Here is an 18,197-nt window from a genome sequence, read left to right on the forward strand (position 1 = left end):
GGGTGACAAACGCAGCGTGGCCCGGGCGGCTTGCCCGGGCCGTGCCCGCGGATGATGGTGGGGCGTTAGCCCCAGACCTTCGCGTTGTTCATTTCCGTGGTGATGTAGTTCTGGTTGGCGAGGCCAACCGCGGCGCCGATCTCGTGGAGGATGGCGTTGATGTCGGCGACCGCGGCGTCCCACTGGGCCTGGTAGGCCTGGTAGGCCTCGCGGTCGGAGCCGTTCCACTGCATCTGCTGCAGCTGCGAGCGAAGGCTGTCGAGGCGGCCGTCGATGGTCTTGGAGATCGACTGCATCTGCGACTGCGCGTTCTCGAGCGCGGCGTAGTTGACTTGGATCTGCGACATGGTCTCGGAATCCTTCGCTCAGATCACGGGTTCAGGGCCGAGTTGAACTTATTGATCATCTCGTTTTGCTGCTCGTCGTTGACCTGGTGGGTGGTGCCACCCTGGTCGAGCAGTTCCGAGATGTTGTCCAACGCGGTCAGCAGCTTGCTGACATCACCATTCCAGCGGACCATCAGATTTTGGAAGCCGGCGGAAGCCTGGCCCTGCCATGCGACAGCCAGATCGTCCAACACGCCCCAAAGCCGCTTGAGATCACCGTCGACATCAGACCTTGTCGACCGCACATCCCCCGCAGCCTTGTGGAGCGTCGCGGCATCAACCAGGAACGGCTGACCCATAACACTCACCCCTCGCTTGATTCGTGCGACACGTCCGGACTCACCGTAACGGACGGCACCACCGCGGCGCAGCCCCGGATCGTCACGGCTCTATCCAGGCCGTCTGGACCAATTGCTGCCCGTCCTGCCGGCGGACGAGCGTGCCCCGGCCCGCCGGTTGTGGACTGGGTTTGAGGGAGCCGACGAGCGCGCCCTCCTCCGGCTTGCCGGACATCAGAAAAACGGGTGTGTCGAGCTCGCGCATCCGCTGGATGACCTGCTCGTAAAGGGCGCGCGCGGCGCCGCCCACCCGGCGCGTCAGAATCAGATGCAGGCCGATGTCGCTCGCCTGTGGCAACAACTCGAGCAGTGCCGACAATGGATTGTTGCCCGCCGTGGCGACCAGGTCGTAATCGTCGACGATCACGAACAGCTCCGGGCCGTGCCACCAGCTGCGGCTGCGCAACTGTTCCGGCGTGATGTCGGGGCCCGGCAACCGCTGCTTCATCGAGTCGCGCAGGAAGCCCACCATCTCACCGACCACCGTGGCCGATGGCGCGTAGCCCAGCAGGTGATCGCCGGAAACCGCGTCGAGCAGGCCACGGCGGTAGTCGATGATGACGAGCCGCGCCTCCTGCGGTGTGTAGCGATCCACAATGGATCGGGCGATCAATCGCATCAGGTTGGTCTTGCCCGACTCGACGTCGCCGAAGACCAGCAGGTGCGGGTCGACCGAGAAGTCGATGCGCACCGGCGACAGGTGGGACTCGTTGAGTCCGATCGCGACACCGGGCCCGTCGGTGCCCGCGATCTTCGTCAGCTCGTCGACCGGCAGGCGCCGCGGCAGCAGGCGGACCTTGGGCGCCGGTGGGTGCGCCCACGACTCGGTGACCGCGGCGACCATCCCGGCCGTCCCGTCGACCAGCGAGTCCGCGTCGCCCAGACCGTCGACTCGGGGCAATGCACTCAGGTAGTGCAACTTGTCGCGGGTGAGGCCGCGGCCCGGCTGGCCGGGCGGCACGTTCGTCGCGGCGCGGCGGTCGATCTCGGACTCCGCGGGGTCGCCGAGGCGCAGCTCCAGCCGGGTGCCGAGCAGGTCGCGGACGTTCATCCGCAGCTCGGCCCACCGGTTGACCGTGATCATCACGTGGATGCCGTAGCCGAGGCCGCGGGCCGCGAGCCGGGTGATCCGCGTTTCCAGCTCTTCGAAGTCTTCCCGCAGAATGCCCCACCCGTCGACCACCAGGAACAGGTCGCCGAACGGATCCTCGGGGAAGCGGCCGGTGGCGCGCATGCGGCGGTACGCGGAGATCGACTCGATGCCGCGCTCGGTGAACCGTTGCTCGCGCTCGTCGAGCAGCGCCGTCGCCTCGCCGATCGACCGCCGCACCGCCTCCACGTCGCGCCGGGCCGCCACCCCGGACACGTGTGGCAGCCCGGCCAGGCCGCGCAGCGTGCCGCCGCCGAAGTCGAGGCACATGAACGCCACCTCGCGCGGCGTGTGGGTCAGCGCAAGCGACGAGATCAACGTGCGGAGCAGCGTGCTCTTGCCCGACCGCGGACCGCCCGCGATCACCGTGTTGCCAGCGGCGCCGGAGAGGTCGACGACCAGCGGGTCGCGGCGCTGGTCGAACGGCCGGTCGACCACGCCGACCGGCACCGCCAGGCGCCCGATGCCCGGCCAGCCGGGCGACTGCAACCCGCGGTCGGGGTCGCGCTGGAGTTGCGGCAACAGCGCGTCGAGCGGCACCGGCTTGTCGAGCGGCGGCAACCACACCTGGTGCGCCGGCGGGCCCTGGCCGCGCAACCGGCCGGTGACCACGTCGAGCATCGTCACCTGGCGCGCCGGCTCGGGACCGGTGGACTCGGCCTCGACCGGCTCGGGCGGCGCGGCGGGCATCTTCGGCAGCGGCACCGCGGCCATCGTGAACGGCACGACCTGGCCCTGCACCCGCGCCTTGGCCGCCGAGGTCGCGGCGCTGGCCTGCCGGTAGGCGCCGGACACGTAGGCACCGCGGAACCGCAGCATGGTCGCGGTGTCGATCTTCAGGTAGCCGTGGCCCGGCGCGTTGGGCAGCTCGTAGGCGTCGGGCACCCCGAGCACGATGCGGCTCTCGACGGCGGAGAACGTGCGCAGGCCGATCCGGTAGGACAGGTGGGTGTCGAGCCCGCGCAGCCGTCCTTCCTCGAGTCGCTGCGAGGCCAGCAGCAGGTGGATGCCGAGCGACCGGCCCAGCCGGCCGATCTGCAGGAACAGCTCGATGAAGTCGGGTTTGGCGGCGAGCAGCTCGCTGAACTCGTCACAGATGATCAGCAGGCTGGGCAACGGCTGGAGGTTCTCGCCGCCGGCGCGGGCACGCTCGTACTCGTGCCGTGAAACGTAGTTGCCCGACGCCCGCAACAGCTCCTGCCGCCGCTGCAGCTCGCCGGCGATCGCGTCGTGCATGCGGTCGACCAGCGGCAACTCGTCGGCGAGGTTGGTGATCACGGCGCTGGTGTGTGGCAACGCGTCGAGCGACGCGAACGTCGCGCCGCCCTTGAAGTCGACGAGCACGAAGTTGAGCTCTTCGGACGAGTGGGTGATCGCCAGCGCGGCGACGATCGTGCGCAACAGCTCGCTCTTGCCGGAACCGGTCGCGCCGATGATGAGACCGTGCGGGCCCATGCCCTCGAGCGCCGACTCCTTGAGGTCGAGCTCGACGACCGCGCCGTCGGGGCCGAGGCCGAGCGGGATGCGCAACGTCTCGCGCACCGGGCGGGGCCGCCAGTTGCGGCGCGGGTCGACCGCCGCGGCGTCGCCGACGCCGACCAGCTCCGGCAGCTCAGGGCTGCGGGACAGCGGCTCCTCGCTGGTGGTCTGGTGTGACAGCCGGTATGGCGCGAGCTGGCGGGCCAGCGACTCCGCGACGGTCGCCGCCAACGTGTCGGCCCGGCCGAGCGAGGTGCTGCGGTTGCCCTGATTGACCTCGATCCGGTCGCCGTTGACAGTCAACGCGAGCAGCCAGCGGCCCGCCTCGCGCGGCACCACCCCGGACAGGTCGAGCACCGTCGTGCCGAGCAGGCCCGGCCCGGTGAGCTGGGCGGCGGCCGGTGCCTCACCACCGTCGAGGATCACCACCACGTGCGCCTCGGTGGTCAACGCCTTGGCCGACGGGTTGAACCGCCCGCGGCTGCTCAGCTCCTCGTCGAGCGCGTCTTCGAGCGCGGTCATCGAGTCGAAGACCAGCCTGACCGGGCCGGCACCGTCGACCTTGCGGTCGACCTGGACGTGCGGCAACCACTTGAGCCAGTCCCAGTCGGCCACCCGCTCGGGCGCGGCGACCAGGGCGATGCGGACGTCTTCCGGCGAATGGAAGGTGGCGAGCTGGCCGATCGCGGCGCGGGCCACGTCGAGCACCCGTGCGCGGTCGCCGCGCAACGAGATGCGGCCGAACGCCCGCACGGACAGCGCGATGGGCAGGTCGGGCACGGCGCGGAAGGTGTTCATGAAGCGGCGCAACGCGATCGCCGACATCGGCTCGAGGTCTTCGACCGGCTTGGTCTCGGGCGGCGTGACGTTGACCGCGAGCTGCTGTGGACCGACCGCGATGCGGATCTGCCCGAAATCCTCGTCGGTCGAGCGGCGCTCCCACATCCGCCGCGAGGCGGCCAGTGACCACAGCGCGTCGGGCGCCGGGTGCACCCACATCGCCGCGGCGCGTTGCTGGTCGGCCGCGCGGCGTACCCGTTTGCGGATCTGGGCCAGATAGCGCATGTAGTCGCGGCGTTCCGCGTCGAGCTCGGCCTTCTTGTTGCCGCCGCCACCCATGGTGCCGATCGCCATGCCCAGCATGGACACGCCGAACAGACCACCGGCGATCCAGGTCACCGCACCGCCGCCGCGGCCCGCGTAGAGAAAGGCCATCGCGCCCACGCCGCAGACCATCGGGAGCACCATCAACAGCTGGCCGATCCCCCGCGGCAACTGTTCCGGCAGCTCAGGGGGCGACTCGACCAGCAGCTCACCGCGCGGCATGGCGGGGCCAGGCCGGCGCGGCGGCCGACGGAACAGGACGGTACTCACGCCTTTCCTCCCCAGGGCGGCGGGTGGTCACCGGACCGTGGCCATCGTAGGTACTCTGCCCGAAGCGGTGGCGCCCGCGATACGCCCGGGTGCGGCCTGTGGACAAGAAGGAGAGACCGTGGCGGGCGCGACGACAGCGGGATCGAGCCGCGTGACGATCGTCGCGCCGAAGACCCGGGTCGACCTGGCTCTACCGTCCGATGTGCCGCTCGCCGACGTGCTGCCGACGCTGCTGAGGTTCGCCGGTGACCGCCTCGCCGACGAGCCTGACGGCCGCTACGGCTGGTCGCTGGCCCGCCTGGCCGGCCCGGCGCTCGACATCGCGCAGTCGCCGGCCCAACTGGAGATCCGCGACGGTGAGCTGCTCTATCTTCGCCCGCGGGGCGGTGAGCAGCCGGAGCCCGTTTTCGACGACGTGGTCGACGCGATCGCGACCGCGACCCGGATGCGGCCCGGCCGCTGGTCCGCGACGACCACCAAGGTCTTCGGGCTCGGCCTGGGCGCGGCCGCGCTGGTCGGCGGTGCCGTCGCCCTCGCGCTGACCGGCCCGCCGCGCGGTGTGGCGCCCGCGATCGCCCTCGTACTCGGCCTGCTCCTGCTCGCAACAGCCGCCGTCGCGGCGCGCGGCTTCGGTGACCACCGCAACGGGCTGCTGATCGCTTTGGTGTCCATGGTGTACGCCGCCGTCGGTGGCCTGACCCTGTTCGCCGGCGACCGCGGCCTCGGCGATCTCGCCGCCCCTGACCTGCTGGTCTGCGCCGCCGCCGTCGTGTTCGTCTCCGCCGTCGCGGGCAGCGCCGCCGTCGCCGCCTACGGTCAGGTGTTCCTGGCGACCACCGCCGGTGCCGTCGCACTCGGCGCGGCCGCCGCGGTCTGCATGATCTTCGGCGCGACCCCGGCCGGCGCCGCCTCGGTCGTGCTCGCGCTGGCCCTGGTCGTCGTGCCGGCGATGCCGATGATGTCCTACCGGATGGCTGGGCTGCCGGTGCCGACCGTGCCGTCCGGCACCGAGGACCTGCGCTCCGACACCGAGACCGTCGACGGTGCGCGGGTGCTGCGCCTCGCCGAGCGCGCCGACGACCTGCTCGCCGGGATGTTGGGTGCGGTCGCCCTGATCGCGGCGGGATCCGCGATCGCGCTGGTCACAACCGGAGGGACCGCCGGGTACGTGCTGTGCGCGGCACTCGGGCTGCTGCTGTTCATGCGGGCGCGCTGGTTCATCTCGACTGCGCAACGATTGCCGTTGCTGGTCGCGGGCGTGGTCGCCCTGGCCTCGATCGGCGTCGGCGGTTTCCTGGCCACGAGCATGCTCGGCCGGCTGGCGTTCATCGTGGCCGGGCTGCTGGTGGTGGCCGCGGTCAGCGTCGGCTCGGCCCTCGGTGCTGGCCGGCGCCGCTCGCCGGTGCTCGGCCGCACCGTCGACCTCCTGGAGATCCTGCTGATCCTCGGCATCCTGCCGCTGGTGGTCTGGGTCAGCGGCCTGTACGGCTGGATCCGCGCCATCCGCGAAAGCTAAAGCCGGCCCGGCGGGCCGAACATCTGTTGCTCGATTTCGGTTGCCGAGATCCAGGCCAGGCGGCATTGGCCGTCGCTGAGCAGCGCGACCGTGTCGTCGGGCAGACTCTCCACTTCGGACGCGGCGTCGGGGTCGACGCCGAGGCGGGCCGCGACGTAGACCGCCTGTTGTGCCCACATCCGTTGCACCAGCGCGGCGTCGGCCACCGCCAGCGCGTCGGCCGCCGTGTCGGTGAGCTGCGCGGAGATGGCCAGCGTGGTCTGCCACGCCTCGCCGGGTCGCAGGTCGGCGACCCGCTGGGCCTCCATGTCGTGCACGTGCAGGACAGGCTCGCCGACCCAGGCCGCCACAGCCGGACGGCCGCCGGTGACGACACGTACGCGATCGGGATTGCCGACCGCGACCTCACCGAGACCGTGCCAGCGGCGTTCGTCGGAGGTGCGGACGAAGACCTGGGCGCCCAGCGCGAGCGCCCGGAACACGGCGACGCGGGCCAGCCACAGGCCACCGATCAGCGCGATCCGGGTCGGCTGTGGCCGGAACATCCGCAGCAGCACCGCGTTGCCGTCGGCGCCTCTGCCCAGCAGCAGACCCGTGTGCTCGGCCCGCATGCCGATGGCGCCCGCGGCCGCCGCGGAGATCGGCTGGGCGGTGCGGGTCACCATGGGCCACCGCCGGTCGGTGCGGTCGCGTACGCGGCCGGGCCTTGCCATCCGTCGAGCCGGCGCAGCCTGAGGCCGAGTTGACCGGCGCGGCCGGACAGTAGGCGAGCCACCTCCGGCAGGCGCGGCGCGGGTGCGGCCATCCGCACCACGGTCCGGGACAGCACAGGTCCGCCGGCGTCGTCGCGTCGGGCTTGGCGGGGGCGCAACTCGACCGAGAGGACCACCTGCGCGGCGGGTGCCCGCAGCAACGACGACAGTGGCGCCTCGCGCGGCGGCAGCCCCTGCACCTCGAATGCCAGGTGGTGCAGGCCGGCGGCGTGGAAGGTGGTCCAGTCCTCCCCCGGCAGCCGGTCGTCACGCTGCGGTGCGTCGACGCCGGCGCATAGTCGCACCGCCGCCGCCAACTGTTGCGGCCCGAGGATCTCGGTGACGATGCCGGCGCTGTTCAACGCCTTGCTGACCCGGCCGACGGCGGCGGCCACCGCGCGGTGCACGCCGTCGACGCCGCCGCCGCGCCGGTGTGCGGCCACCGCGGCATCGGCGACGTCGAGGCGGACGGCGACCCAGTCGCGCTGCTCGATCGGCGCCGGGCCGGCGGGCAGCAGGTCGGCGGCGAGCTGTTGGTAGGAGGCGACGCTGGGCACCTGGCTGGGCAGCAGGTGGTGGGGTGCCGGGGCGGCCCAGCTGACCACCTGGACGCCGCTGACCGGCAGGGTCGCGTCGTCGAGCAGGGCGGCGAGCCGGTCGACCGGGACCGGGACGCCGCGGGTGCCGGAGACGCCGAGCGGCGGCGCGATCGCGACCGCGGCGTAGAAGCCGCCCGCGTCGCAGCCGATGCCGACACTGGTGCCCCTGTCGTCGTACCCGTTGATCGAATGGTTTTCCAGCACCTCGCCGGTGCCGCGCCGTCGCCGCCAACGCCGGCGGGCGAGGAAGTTGTCCGTCCACCATCGACCGTCGCGGCGGGCGTAGACGACGCCGGCGACGACGAGAGCGGCTGCCGCCGCCGCGCCCAGCGCTATCGGTGCACCGCTGAACGCGGCGAGCGCGATGGCGACGATGGCGGTCTCGGCCACCACCAGGCGCCAAACAGCGGGTCGCATCCGCGTTCTCCTCCCCAGGGGCACGGCGGGGACAGCGTACGACGAGTCGCCTATCGTAGGGTGGCCCCGTCGCGGACGCGGCCGTGCCCGCTCGTTCACGATGCTTGGGGAGGGTCGTCATGCGCAGCCGGCAGGAGCAGGTGCAGGCGCACCGGTTCATCACCCGGCGCATCGTGTCGGGGCTGCTCACCGGCGAGCCGGAGACCAACGAGCTGCCGATGCGGCGGTTCGGGCTGGCGCTGTTCGGCAGCGTCATGGTGGCGGCGATCGTGTTCGCGATCATCGGCGTGATCGGCCTGGTCAATCCGGGCGGTGGCAAGCCGGCGACCGGTGAGCTGATCATCATGCGGGAGACGGGCGCGCGGTACGTGCTCGTCGACAACACGTTGCACCCGGTGCTCAACTGGAGTTCGGCGTTGCTGTTCGCGGGCAACGAGAACCCGACGATCCGGCAGATGTCGCGGGACTCGCTGGGTGCGTACGCGGTGGGTGAACCGATCGGGATCCCGGGCGCGCCCGACCCGCCGCCGGATCGCGCCGCGTTGGTGCGGTTGCCATGGAGCGTGTGCAGCACGCCGCCGCAGGGCACCGGCGGGCCGTCGACGACGATGTTCGTCGGACGCGAGCCGGGTCGTGGTGAGGCCCTCGGCACGCGCCGGGCGTTGCTGGTGACCACACCCCCCGACGCGAGCGGGCCGGCGGCGACCTATGTGGTCTTCGACGATCGCCGCTTCCGGGTCGTCGACGAGGTCACGTTGACCGCGCTGGAGTTGGCTGCCGTCAACCCTGTCGTCGTGGGCAAGGCGTTTCTCAACGGTGTTTCCGGCGGGCCTGACCTGCGGAAACCGCGGATCGACGGCGCCGGGGACACCAGCTCGCGACGAATCGGCGGCGATCGCGGTGAGATCGGCCAGGTCTATCGGGCGGGTCAGCAGCGGTACGTGTTGACGCGCGACGGTCTCGTGACCATCGGCGACGTGTCGGCGCGGCTGTTGCTCGCCGACGACCCGCGGGAGATCGAGATCTCGGCTGCCGATGCGGCGGCGGCGCTGGTCCGCGGTGCTTCGGTGGAGCCCAAGGGCTTCCCGGCGGCGCTGCCGGAGATCCCGCCGACGCAGGCGGCGGACCCGATGCTGTGCGCGGTGCACGAGGGTGGGGTCACGCCGCGCGTGCGCCGCTATGCCGCGGTGGCGTCCGGTCTGCCGGCCGGCGCCGGGTCCGCGGGTGGTCCGGGTGCTGATGGTGTGGGTACGGCCGATCGCGTGGTCGTCGACAGTGGAAAGGGCGCGTTGGTGCGGGTTGAGCCGGCGCCTGGGGTGAAGGCCGACACGACGACCTATCTCATCACCGATCAGGGTTACAAGTTCCCGCTGCGCGACGAGGGCCAGGTCAACGCGGCGGCGGCGTTGGGTTATGGCGGTGCGGATCCGTTGCCGGTGCCGGCCAACCTGCTGGCGCTGGTGCCCAACGGGCCGGTGCTGGATCCGGGGGCGGCGCAGCGGTTCGTGCGGCCGTCTGGTTGACCGCCGTCCGGCGCTGGTGGGGCTGATCTGGCTCGCGGTGGGTGACGGGTCGAAAAGTGTCGTTGCCTTTCGCTAGTCTCGACTGTGGACGACGTGGAGTGAGCATGCAACCGGCGACCCCGGCATCCGGGGCCACCCAGACAAGACTGGACATCTGATCGATGGGGAACGAACAGACCAAGGTCGATATTCTCTCGCTGGAAGACTTTCGGCAGGCGCTCAACGCGCGCCTGACCGAGGCCGAAACGCTGCTCAGGACCGTGACGGGCTCGGCAGCCGCGCGACCGCCGCTGGGCGCGTTCGCCGACGCCAAGCGGATCACCGACGCCCATGACACCCGCCAGGACGAGCAGGTCGCCCGCGTACGCCGGCTGATCGACGCCATCCACGCGGCGCAGAAGGCAACCGACACGATCATCAGCAACTACCGCACGACCGAGGAGCGCAACGCGGCCAACTCGGCCGACATCGCCAGCGTGCTCGGCGGGGTGCAGAAGGCACTGGGGGTTTCGGGCAATGGGTGACGGGGGCCGCTACGCGGGGATGAGCCACCGCGAGCTCTACGACCAGCTGTTCGCGGGCTCACCGTGCCAGATCGAAAACACGGTCGCGGCGTGGAAGTCGGCCGAACGCCAAGCCGACACCCTGGCCGGCACGATCGACACCGACCTCCAGCGGGTGCTGGCGGGCTGGGAAGGCGCCGCGGGCACCGAGTTCCGCGACCGGGTGGGCAAGATCTCGACGTTCTCGCGCGAGCTGTCCGGCAACTTCCTCGCGACGCACAGCGGGCTGAGCCAGATGAGCGCGGCGCTGTCCGACGCGCAGGCCAAGGCCGAGACCCCAGAGGAACACGACGACAACGACAAGCTCTGGAGCGGCGCGGCCGACGGCGCGAGCAAGGGCGCGCTGCTCGGTCCGGCGGGCGCGCTCGGCGGCGCGCTCCTCGGTGGCTTCATGGGCCACAACCAGGACGAGGAAGAGAAGGAACGCGCCCGGCAGCGGATGGCCGCGCTGGTGGCGGGCGTCGCAACGTCTTATGAGGTCGCTGACCGTTTCGACTGGCGTCCGTTCGAGCCACCACCGCCGGGTCTGCCAGAGGGCGACCCGAGTCGGCGCTCGACGCCGAGCGGCGGCCCGGTGGTCGGCGCGCCTTCGCTTGATCCCGGCACGGGCCCCGGTGGCTCGGGCCGCACCGGCACGATCGACAACCCGGCGCACGTGGCCGCGGACCCTGGCCTGACCGGCGGCCCGGCGACCACGGGCTCGGGCACGACCGGCGACGGCACGCAGGTGGGCTCGCAGCTCACCGGCAGCGGCGACGGCGCGATCGCGGCCGGCGCCGCGGTGGTGGGCACGGCTGGGGCGTTGACGCAGTTGGGCGGGGTTTCCAGCCCGTCGGGCGTCATGGGCACGGGTCTGACCTCGGGCACGCTGCCGCCGGGTGGGGTGCTGGGCCAGGGCAAGCCGAACGTCTCCACCGGAGGGCCGACCACAGCCGCGTCGGCGGCGGGCAAGGGCGCCAACTCGGTCAAGCCGCCTACGGCTTCGGGTCAGGCGGCGACTGGGACGCGCGGCGCGGGTGGGCGCACGATGTCGGTCAACGGCAGCCAGTCGGCCGCCGGGCGGCCGGGTGGCGGCACGAACAGCGCGGCGGGCCCGCGCAGCGGCTCGCGCGCGGGGATGCCGACCGGCCCGGACGGCGGCCGCAACGGCACGACCGCGGGGGCACGTTCCCAGGCGGCGGGCGCGCGCACCAACCACGCGCACGAGGACGAGACCGACGAACACACCACCTGGCTAACGGAAGACGACCTGGTCTGGCGCGACGCGGGCGACGTCCCACCCCCGGTCCTCGGCACCACCTGAGCCACGACCAACCCGCAGCAAATCCGCGCCACGGCGGCGAGGCCAAACGCGGGTCGCGCTTGGGCCGCGCCACCGTCCGCGGGGCCGGGCAGCCGCTCAGCCGGACCAGCGGGCTGATCAGCGTCTGGGCCGGATTGGCGCGGCCGGAGCAGCGCGCGACCCGAACCGGCGGTGCCGGACCAGCGCGTGGGCCGCGCTGGGCCTGGCAACGTCTTGCGGGCCGCGGGTCGGCTGCCGTGGGTCAGGTTGTTTGGGCGCCGCGGGTGCGGATGGCTTCCTCGACTGCCTTTTCGACGCGGGCGTCTTCGCGGGCCTTGCGGCGCGTGCGGCCGCGGCGGCTCAGCAGGATCGCCAGCACGATGACCGCGGCGACCAGCACGACGAGCAGCAACAGTATCCACGGGACCGCCCAGCCGCCCGCGGTTATCTTCACCTCGGCCTGCGGGGTAGTCGAGCCCGAGGCGTCCGTGATGAGCGGCGTCAGGGTGGCGGTGGCGGCGAGTCGGAACGCGGGCGCTACCGCGCGGACCGGCACCGTGACCGTCCAGGTTTCGCCTGGCAGCAGTTCTGGCGACGGGGCTACCTCGCTCGCCGATGCGCGCAGCCAGCCGAACGGGCCCGACAGCGACACGTTCTGTTGCGCCGACTCGATGGCGTTGCCGACGTTGTGGATCGTGTACGTCACCGTGGCGTTGCCCTTGGCGAACGGGTTTGCCGTGCCCTTGTAGGAGATGTGCGCGTTCTCGATCGTGAGTTGCGGCGTCAGGTCGCCGCCTACCCGCAGCTTGACCTTGATGCCCAGGCGGCGCTCCACGTTGATGCCCTGCGCCTGGTCCGGCTGGGTCAGTGACGTAATCACGCCGCCGACGTAATCACCTGGGGTGGCGTTGGCCGGGACCGCGACCGTGAACGGCACCTCGACGGTCTTTCCGGGCTGCACCGTGATCTGCCCGCTGGCCGCGTGCAGCCAGACGCCGATCGCCTTCGACTGCTTGTCCTTGGCGATCAGGTCGAGTTGGCCCGTGCCCGTGGTGTATCCGTCGGCCGCGTAGACGGCCAGGTCGAGCCGCGCGGCGCCGCGGTTGGCCACGATCATCGTGTCCTTGACCTCGCCGCCCGGGTTGACCGCGTAGCTGAAGCTCGACCGGTCGTCGCCGAAGCTGTTGGAAGCCGTGCGGACCGTCCACGCCACGTCGCCGTCGGCCGCGCGGGCCGGGCCGGGGAACAGGCCGATCGTCGCCAGAGCGGCGACCAGAGACGCGACAAGGACACGCGGGTTGACTGCGGCGAGCATCTTGAGAACCTCGGATCTGGAGTGGTCGGTGGGGTGGGCACCGGCACGGCGCCCACCCCACCGGTCAAACAACTACGGTCAGCTGCTCAGCGCAGTGATCGTGAGGGTGGCGCGGTAGCCGCCCTTCTCGACGCTGCCCGGGATCTTCAGATCCAGGTCGGCGCCCAGCTTGGCGGTGCCGCGCGGGTGGCCCTGCTCGGCCCAGCCCAGACCGCGGGAGACGGACAGGCCGTCGCCGTGGTCGTCGTACGCCGACGGGATCGCGCCGCTGGCCTGGGCACCGGCGCCGGCGTCCAGGACGTACGGCGTCCAACCGAGGTACGCACCCGAGAACGTCTTGTCGGCGTCCTTGAAGTCACTCACGCTGGCCGAGATCGACCACGGCGCGAGGGACCGGCGGCTGTCCGAGACGAGAAGCGGGTTGATCTTGCCTGCCGCCGAGAAGTAGTCGCCGTTGTGCTCCACGGCGGTGCCGAGGTCGACGAGGCCGTTGTAGCCGTCGATCGTCCAGCCGAACTCGCCCGGCGCCGCGTTCGGCACGTTGACCTGCAGGTCCTGGCCGTCGGCGTGGTACGGGTGGATCGTCACCTTGTCGACGATCGAGCCCACCGGCTGGTTCTCGGCGGTGTTGTTGCACCAGGCGACGTTGCCGCGCTCCACGGCCGCGTTCGGCGCCGCGCAGGTGCCACTGCGGACGTTCGCCACGACCAGCTTGTCGCTGCGCACCTCCACCTTGACGTAGCTGCGGACGTGCTCCTGGTTCTGCACCGAGTTGTACCAGTAGTTGTCCGGGTTCAGCGGGTCAGCACCGTTGCCGGCGCCGCTCGTACCACTGCTGTCCGGCTTGGTGATGTCGTAGTACTTCGAACCCGAGGCCGAGTTCGCCGTCACGTAGACCACGCCGCCCGGGCCCGCGTAGACGTCGGCCGCACCCGGCTGCTCGTCCGGGTTGGCCTTCGCGCCGTTCTTGTTGACGTAGCTACGCGAGTAGCTGTGGTCGTGGCCCTGCAGCACCAGGTCGACGCCGAGCTTGGAGAAGGCGGTCGGGAAGTCGACGCGCCGCACCTTGTTGTCGCCGTCCTTGGCGTGGTCCGCCGGCGAGTAGATCGCGTGGTGGTAGACCAGCACCGTCCACTTGGCCTCGCCACCGTGCTTGTTGATCACGTCGGTGACGTAGTTGATGTGCGCGGCGTCGCCGCCACCGCCCGACGTGGTGGTGTAGCTGTTGCTGTTCAGGTCGATGTACAGCACATCCTTGTAGATGTAGAAGTAGTCACCGCCCGAGGTGTTCGACGCCGGGTTGCCGTTGGCGTACAGCGGGCCCGAGCGGTCCGTGTTCGGGGTGAACAGGTGCTGCTCGTACGCCTTGCCGCCGACGTCGTGGTTACCGATGGTCGCGGCCCACGGGTACTGCCGCAGCTTGTCGGGCGCCAGGAAGGCGTTCCACTGCGACTCGGTGTTGGCGGTCTCGACCTGGTCGCCGCCCGAGACCAGCAGTTCGGCGTTCGGGTTGGCGGCCAGCGACACGTCCAGCGTGTCCTGCCAGCCGGCCTGGTCCTTGGCCACGTCGCCCGACGAGCCGATCTGCGGGTCGCCGTAGAACAGGAAGTCGTAGTCGCCTTCGAAGTCCTGCGTCTTGAACGCGTACGTCGGGGACCAGCTGCCCTCCTCACCGACGCGGTAGGAGTACGCGGTGTGCTCCTTCAGGCCGGTGATCGTGGCGTGCCGGTTGAAGCCGCCGCTGGTCGCGATGTTCGCCCCGCCGATGGCGGCGAAGGTGGCCGCACCGGTGGGGAACGCGCCGTCGGTCAGCTCCGCGGTCGGGGCGAGCTGGACCTGCTGCGCGGTGTCGGTCGAGGAGTACCAGGTGACGATGCGCTGGGACTCGTTGGCGCCGACGCCCAGGATCAGGGCGCTGACGGTGGTGGGGTCGGCGGCGCTGGCGGGGCTCGCCAGGCCGCTGCCGAGGGCCAGAGCGAGCCCGAGGCAGGCCGCGGTGGTCCCGGCGACGGCGCGACGCCGCGCCTGACCAGGGTTCCGCGTCGAGATGCGAGATCTCATGGGTTTTCCGTCCCTAACTTTCCAGGGGTAGGTGCATCATGAAGCGATCTCAACCTGTTCCTGACCGGTGAACCGATCATGAACCCGACCGGGCGAGACCGTGTCACTTGCCGGAAGGCCTCCAAGACGATCAGTGACCGGAGACCCGCTGGACGAACCAGACCAGGCCCATGATGGACACACCCCCGGAAACCACGCCGGACGCCCACATGCCCGCCTTTCGTGATCGCTTGCGCACCACCATGAGCAGCGGGAAGACCAGGGCGATAAGGGCGAGTTGGACGACCTCGATGCCGACGTTGAACACGAGCAGCGACCACAGCAGAGTCCACGACCACGCCTCGTCGATGCCCAGCGCGCCCGCGAAGCCGAGCCCGTGCACCAGGCCGAAGCAGAACACGACGCCGAGCCGACTCCAGCCGGATCGGTCGAGGCTGAAGTGTCCGCCGGCGCTGGAGGCCAGGTCGGCGGCGTGATCCCCGCGCCGCCAGAGACGCCACAGGAACCAGCCGGCGACCACCGCGATCGACAGCGCGATGACCGGCTCCACCACCCGCGCCGGCACGTCGACCACGCCGAGTGCGGCCAGGATGAACGTCACCGAGTGCGCCAGGGTGAAGCTCGTCGCGGCCAGCACGATCTCCCGCGGCCGCCGCGAGCCGACGATGAGCGCCAGCAGGAACAGGATGTGGTCGATCCCGCCCAGCAGGTGTTCGGCGCCGAGGCGGAAGAACTCCCAGAATCGCTGGTACGCGGACTGCCCGGTCGAGAACGACGGGGTGTTCGCGTCGAGCGCCGCGCTGCCGGACCGGCCGTCGATCACGTAGGTCACGATCGTCTTGGTGCCCTTGACGTAGCCCTCGGCGTCGGGGAACAGACCGCTGCGCAGTTCGTGCCCGGACAGCCGCGAGGAAGGACACGACCAATCGAGCACGAGATTCGCGTACGGCACGCCGTCGCGGTCGCCGACCGTGAAGTCGCCGGCACGGGTAGCGGTGCAGCCCGTGACTCCGAAGCGCTCCGTCACGTACCCGACGACTGAATCGGCGTGGGTGTTCAGCGCCGCGACCTCCCCCGGGGTGTCGCCGTTGTCGAACGCGGCGGTGCCCGCGCGGAAGAGCGGGTCGTCGTGGCGGAAGTCGGCGGTGGACACGACCAGCAGGTCGTACTCGAGCTGCAGTTTCGTCCGCACTTGACCGTTGTCGTCGCCGGTGACGTCGACGTACACCGTCGAGGAAAAGCCGTGCGCCTGCGCGGGCGTGACCATCAGTAAACCGGTGACGAGCGCGACGAGCGAGAGCAAGGCGCCGGCGACGATCCGGCGAAGGGGTGGTGACATGGTGCTCCTTCAGCTGGCCAGTGCACGTTGCACGCGGCAGGTGAACGGCAGTCGGCTCACCGGCTAAGCGCTGAAGACAACCTGGTCGGAAGGGGTCTGAAGCCATGGAACTGCGGTAGGAACTAACCCGTGCACCGCTTGGTCCGGGCCGTAGCCCCGTTTGCCGTGATCGCCGCGCTGGCCACCGGATGCGGTGCCAGCGACGACTGGACGCTGCCCCACCCGAAGCCCGTGCCGGTGGGCACGCTCGGTCCGGGGTTCACCGACCCGACCGCCCCGCCCACGCCGGAGGGCACGGTCCGGCCGCGACCGGGTTCGTGGGACGGGGTGCACCCGCCGAAGGACTACCGCGTCGTGCTGCTCACCGCCGGCGACGACGCCCCGACGAAGGCGCTGGTGACCGCGGTGCGGGAGTGGGCCGACGCCGAGCACGTGGATCTGCGCACCGAGGTCGCCGGCTCGGCCCATGACCTGGTGCCCACGATCACGCGGGCCGTCGAGCTGCGACCGGACCTGGTCGTCAGCGCGGGCAACGACCTGATCGACCCGCTCGCCCTGGTCACCGCGAGCCACCTCGCGCAGCAGTTCCTCGTCGTGGGAGCCGAGTTGGCGGAGCCCACCCACAACGTCACCTCGGTCGACTGGTCCGGGGCCTCGTTCCGCGGCGAGGGGCTCGGGATGTCGTCGACCTACGACGCCCGCTCGTTCACGGCGGAGCGCTGTGCGGCGGCGGTCCGCGCGGGCGTCGCGGCGGTGCTCAACGAGCTGACCGGGATCGTGGTCTGGCTCGACGACGGTTCAGCCGGCTGACTGTCGGTCCCCCGGGCCAGAATGGGGATCGTGCAGCTGCCCGTCATGCCGCCCGTCCAGCCGATGTTGGCGAAATCGGTAGCGGAGATCCCAGATGACCGGTTCTACGAGCCCAAGTGGGACGGTTTCCGGTCGATCGTGTTCCGCGACGGTGACGAGGTCGAGGTCGGCAGCCGCAACGAGCGGCCGATGACCCGCTACTTCCCGGAGATCGTCGAGGCCGTGAAGGCGAGCCTGCCGCCCCGGTGCGTGGTCGACGGCGAGATCGTCATCGCCAGCACCGACACCCAGGGTCTCGACTTCGGTGCCCTGCAGCTGCGTCTCCATCCGGCCGCCAGCCGGGTCAAGCTGTTGGCCGAGCAGACGCCGGCCAGCTTCATCGCCTTCGATCTGCTCGCGCTCGGCGACGACGACTACACCGGGCGGCCCTTCAGCGAGCGGCGGGCCGCGCTCGAGCGGGCGCTGCGGGATGCGCGGCCGCCCGTCCACCTCACGCCGATCACCACCGACCGGGCCATCGCGCGGCGGTGGTTCGACCTGTTCGAGGGAGCCGGGCTCGACGGGCTCATCGCCAAGAGCGGTGCCGAGGTCTACCAGCCCAACAAGCGGGTCATGGCGAAGATCAAGCATGAGCGCACGGCCGACTGTGTCGTCGCCGGATATCGGGTGCACAAGACCGAGCCCGAGGCGATCGGGTCGTTGCTGCTCGGGCTCTACGACAATCCCGACAACCCGCTGCTGCCGGCGGCCTGGCGCGCACACAGCGGCGGCACCAACCTGAGCTCCGTCGGCGTGATCGGCGCGTTTCCGATGGCGCGTCGCAAGGAGCTATACGCCGAACTGCAATCGCTGGTCACCGACTTCGCTCACCACCCGTGGAACTGGGCGGCGGCATTCGAAAACACAGAGGTTCGGCGCGACTCCAACGCCAGTCGGTGGAACCCCGAGAAAGACCTGTCGTTCGTGCCGCTGCGGCCCGAGCGGGTGGTCGAGGTGCGCTACGACCACCTAGAGGGCCACCGCTTCCGGCACACGGCCCAGTTCGTCCGCTGGCGGCCCGACCGCGACCCGGAATCCTGCGGTTATGACCAGCTTGACCAACCTGTGCGGTTCGACGTCGCCGATGTTCTGGCCGGCCGGATCGCCCCGGAGGCATAGACCCGAACAACCTAGGTGGGGTTTTCCCGACCCTGAGCGGTAGGCCCGGACAATCCCCCCACGTTCGTCAGGGAACGATTCGAGGGGCCCACCCGGGCGCTTCCCGATATCGGGAGAACGCGCCGGCCGGAAGCC

General features: G+C 71.0%; 14 protein-coding genes. 6 read left to right on the forward strand and 8 right to left on the reverse strand.

Annotated features, from left to right (window positions below):
• Window positions 1-65: 65 nt before the first annotated feature.
• The 3 genes from Air01nite_RS25705 to eccCa all read right to left on the reverse strand — a co-directional run bounded on the left by Air01nite_RS25705 (window position 66) and on the right by eccCa (window position 4,727).
• Window positions 66-347, reverse strand: coding sequence for a WXG100 family type VII secretion target (locus Air01nite_RS25705; protein WP_203705875.1), 282 nt, complete (start codon window positions 345-347; stop codon window positions 66-68).
• A gap of 23 nt (window positions 348-370) precedes the next feature.
• Window positions 371-685 (reverse strand): WXG100 family type VII secretion target, encoded by a 315-nt coding sequence (locus Air01nite_RS25710; RefSeq protein ID WP_203705876.1) that lies wholly within the window; start codon window positions 683-685, stop codon window positions 371-373.
• A gap of 82 nt (window positions 686-767) precedes the next feature.
• Window positions 768-4,727 carry a type VII secretion protein EccCa gene (eccCa, locus tag Air01nite_RS25715; RefSeq protein ID WP_203705877.1) on the reverse strand — a complete coding sequence of 1,320 codons (3,960 nt, stop codon included), beginning with the start codon at window positions 4,725-4,727 and terminating at the stop codon, window positions 768-770.
• Between the two features lie 151 nt (window positions 4,728-4,878).
• Between eccCa and eccD the strand changes: the two genes are divergently transcribed.
• Complete coding sequence (gene eccD, locus Air01nite_RS25720) at window positions 4,879-6,243, forward strand: type VII secretion integral membrane protein EccD (protein ID WP_203705878.1); 1,365 nt, start codon at window positions 4,879-4,881, stop codon at window positions 6,241-6,243.
• Here eccD and Air01nite_RS25725 read toward each other — a convergent pair.
• Window positions 6,240-6,908: a hypothetical protein gene (locus tag Air01nite_RS25725; RefSeq protein ID WP_203705879.1), complete on the reverse strand. Its 669-nt coding sequence runs from the start codon at window positions 6,906-6,908 to the stop codon at window positions 6,240-6,242. The two genes, eccD and Air01nite_RS25725, sit on opposite strands and share 4 nt — an antisense overlap.
• Window positions 6,902-8,011 (reverse strand): type VII secretion protein EccE, encoded by a 1,110-nt coding sequence (gene eccE, locus Air01nite_RS25730; RefSeq protein ID WP_203705880.1) that lies wholly within the window; start codon window positions 8,009-8,011, stop codon window positions 6,902-6,904. Before eccE ends, Air01nite_RS25725 begins: the two co-directional genes overlap by 7 nt.
• Window positions 8,012-8,130: 119 nt before the next feature.
• Between eccE and eccB the strand changes: the two genes are divergently transcribed.
• The 3 genes from eccB to Air01nite_RS25745 all read left to right on the forward strand — a co-directional run bounded on the left by eccB (window position 8,131) and on the right by Air01nite_RS25745 (window position 11,400).
• Complete coding sequence (gene eccB, locus Air01nite_RS25735; RefSeq protein WP_203705881.1) at window positions 8,131-9,534, forward strand: type VII secretion protein EccB; 1,404 nt, start codon at window positions 8,131-8,133, stop codon at window positions 9,532-9,534.
• A gap of 161 nt (window positions 9,535-9,695) precedes the next feature.
• Window positions 9,696-10,058 (forward strand): DUF2563 family protein, encoded by a 363-nt coding sequence (locus Air01nite_RS25740; RefSeq protein WP_203705882.1) that lies wholly within the window; start codon window positions 9,696-9,698, stop codon window positions 10,056-10,058.
• Window positions 10,051-11,400, forward strand: a complete 1,350-nt coding sequence (locus Air01nite_RS25745; protein ID WP_203705883.1) for a hypothetical protein — start codon at window positions 10,051-10,053, stop codon at window positions 11,398-11,400. Before Air01nite_RS25740 ends, Air01nite_RS25745 begins: the two co-directional genes overlap by 8 nt.
• A 241-nt stretch (window positions 11,401-11,641) precedes the next feature.
• On the opposite strand, the gene Air01nite_RS25750 is transcribed toward Air01nite_RS25745, so the two are convergent.
• The 3 genes from Air01nite_RS25750 to Air01nite_RS25760 all read right to left on the reverse strand — a co-directional run bounded on the left by Air01nite_RS25750 (window position 11,642) and on the right by Air01nite_RS25760 (window position 16,094).
• Window positions 11,642-12,694, reverse strand: coding sequence for a COG1470 family protein (locus tag Air01nite_RS25750; RefSeq protein WP_203705884.1), 1,053 nt, complete (start codon window positions 12,692-12,694; stop codon window positions 11,642-11,644).
• Between the two features lie 78 nt (window positions 12,695-12,772).
• Entirely contained in the window at window positions 12,773-14,755 is a 1,983-nt protein-coding gene (locus tag Air01nite_RS25755) for a purple acid phosphatase family protein (RefSeq protein ID WP_203705885.1), read from the reverse strand.
• 130 nt (window positions 14,756-14,885) lie between these two features.
• Entirely contained in the window at window positions 14,886-16,094 is a 1,209-nt protein-coding gene (locus tag Air01nite_RS25760) for a HupE/UreJ family protein (RefSeq protein ID WP_203705886.1), read from the reverse strand.
• A 129-nt stretch (window positions 16,095-16,223) separates the two neighbouring features.
• Here Air01nite_RS25760 and Air01nite_RS25765 point away from each other — a divergent pair, with 129 nt between their 5' ends.
• Window positions 16,224-16,904, forward strand: coding sequence for a type 1 periplasmic-binding domain-containing protein (locus Air01nite_RS25765; RefSeq protein ID WP_203705887.1), 681 nt, complete (start codon window positions 16,224-16,226; stop codon window positions 16,902-16,904).
• A gap of 30 nt (window positions 16,905-16,934) precedes the next feature.
• Complete coding sequence (locus Air01nite_RS25770; RefSeq protein ID WP_203705888.1) at window positions 16,935-18,062, forward strand: ATP-dependent DNA ligase; 1,128 nt, start codon at window positions 16,935-16,937, stop codon at window positions 18,060-18,062.
• Window positions 18,063-18,197 lie beyond the last annotated feature (135 nt).

Source organism: Asanoa iriomotensis (genome assembly GCF_016862515.1).
Lineage (GTDB): Bacteria > Actinomycetota > Actinomycetes > Mycobacteriales > Micromonosporaceae > Asanoa > Asanoa iriomotensis.

Bases quoted from the DNA above. Each gene is read 5' to 3' on its own strand.
- eccB (WP_203705881.1), top strand. From the start codon at position 8,131: ATGCGCAGCCGGCAGGAGCAGGTGCAGGCGCACCGGTTCATCACCCGG.
- Air01nite_RS25725 (WP_203705879.1), bottom strand. From the start codon at position 6,908: ATGGTGACCCGCACCGCCCAGCCGATCTCCGCGGCGGCCGCGGGCGCC.
- Air01nite_RS25710 (WP_203705876.1), bottom strand. From the start codon at position 685: ATGGGTCAGCCGTTCCTGGTTGATGCCGCGACGCTCCACAAGGCTGCG.
- Air01nite_RS25745 (WP_203705883.1), top strand. From the start codon at position 10,051: ATGGGTGACGGGGGCCGCTACGCGGGGATGAGCCACCGCGAGCTCTAC.
- Air01nite_RS25760 (WP_203705886.1), bottom strand. From the start codon at position 16,094: ATGTCACCACCCCTTCGCCGGATCGTCGCCGGCGCCTTGCTCTCGCTC.
- Air01nite_RS25740 (WP_203705882.1), top strand. From the start codon at position 9,696: ATGGGGAACGAACAGACCAAGGTCGATATTCTCTCGCTGGAAGACTTT.
- Air01nite_RS25705 (WP_203705875.1), bottom strand. From the start codon at position 347: ATGTCGCAGATCCAAGTCAACTACGCCGCGCTCGAGAACGCGCAGTCG.
- eccE (WP_203705880.1), bottom strand. From the start codon at position 8,011: ATGCGACCCGCTGTTTGGCGCCTGGTGGTGGCCGAGACCGCCATCGTC.
- Air01nite_RS25750 (WP_203705884.1), bottom strand. From the start codon at position 12,694: ATGCTCGCCGCAGTCAACCCGCGTGTCCTTGTCGCGTCTCTGGTCGCC.
- Air01nite_RS25755 (WP_203705885.1), bottom strand. From the start codon at position 14,755: ATGAGATCTCGCATCTCGACGCGGAACCCTGGTCAGGCGCGGCGTCGC.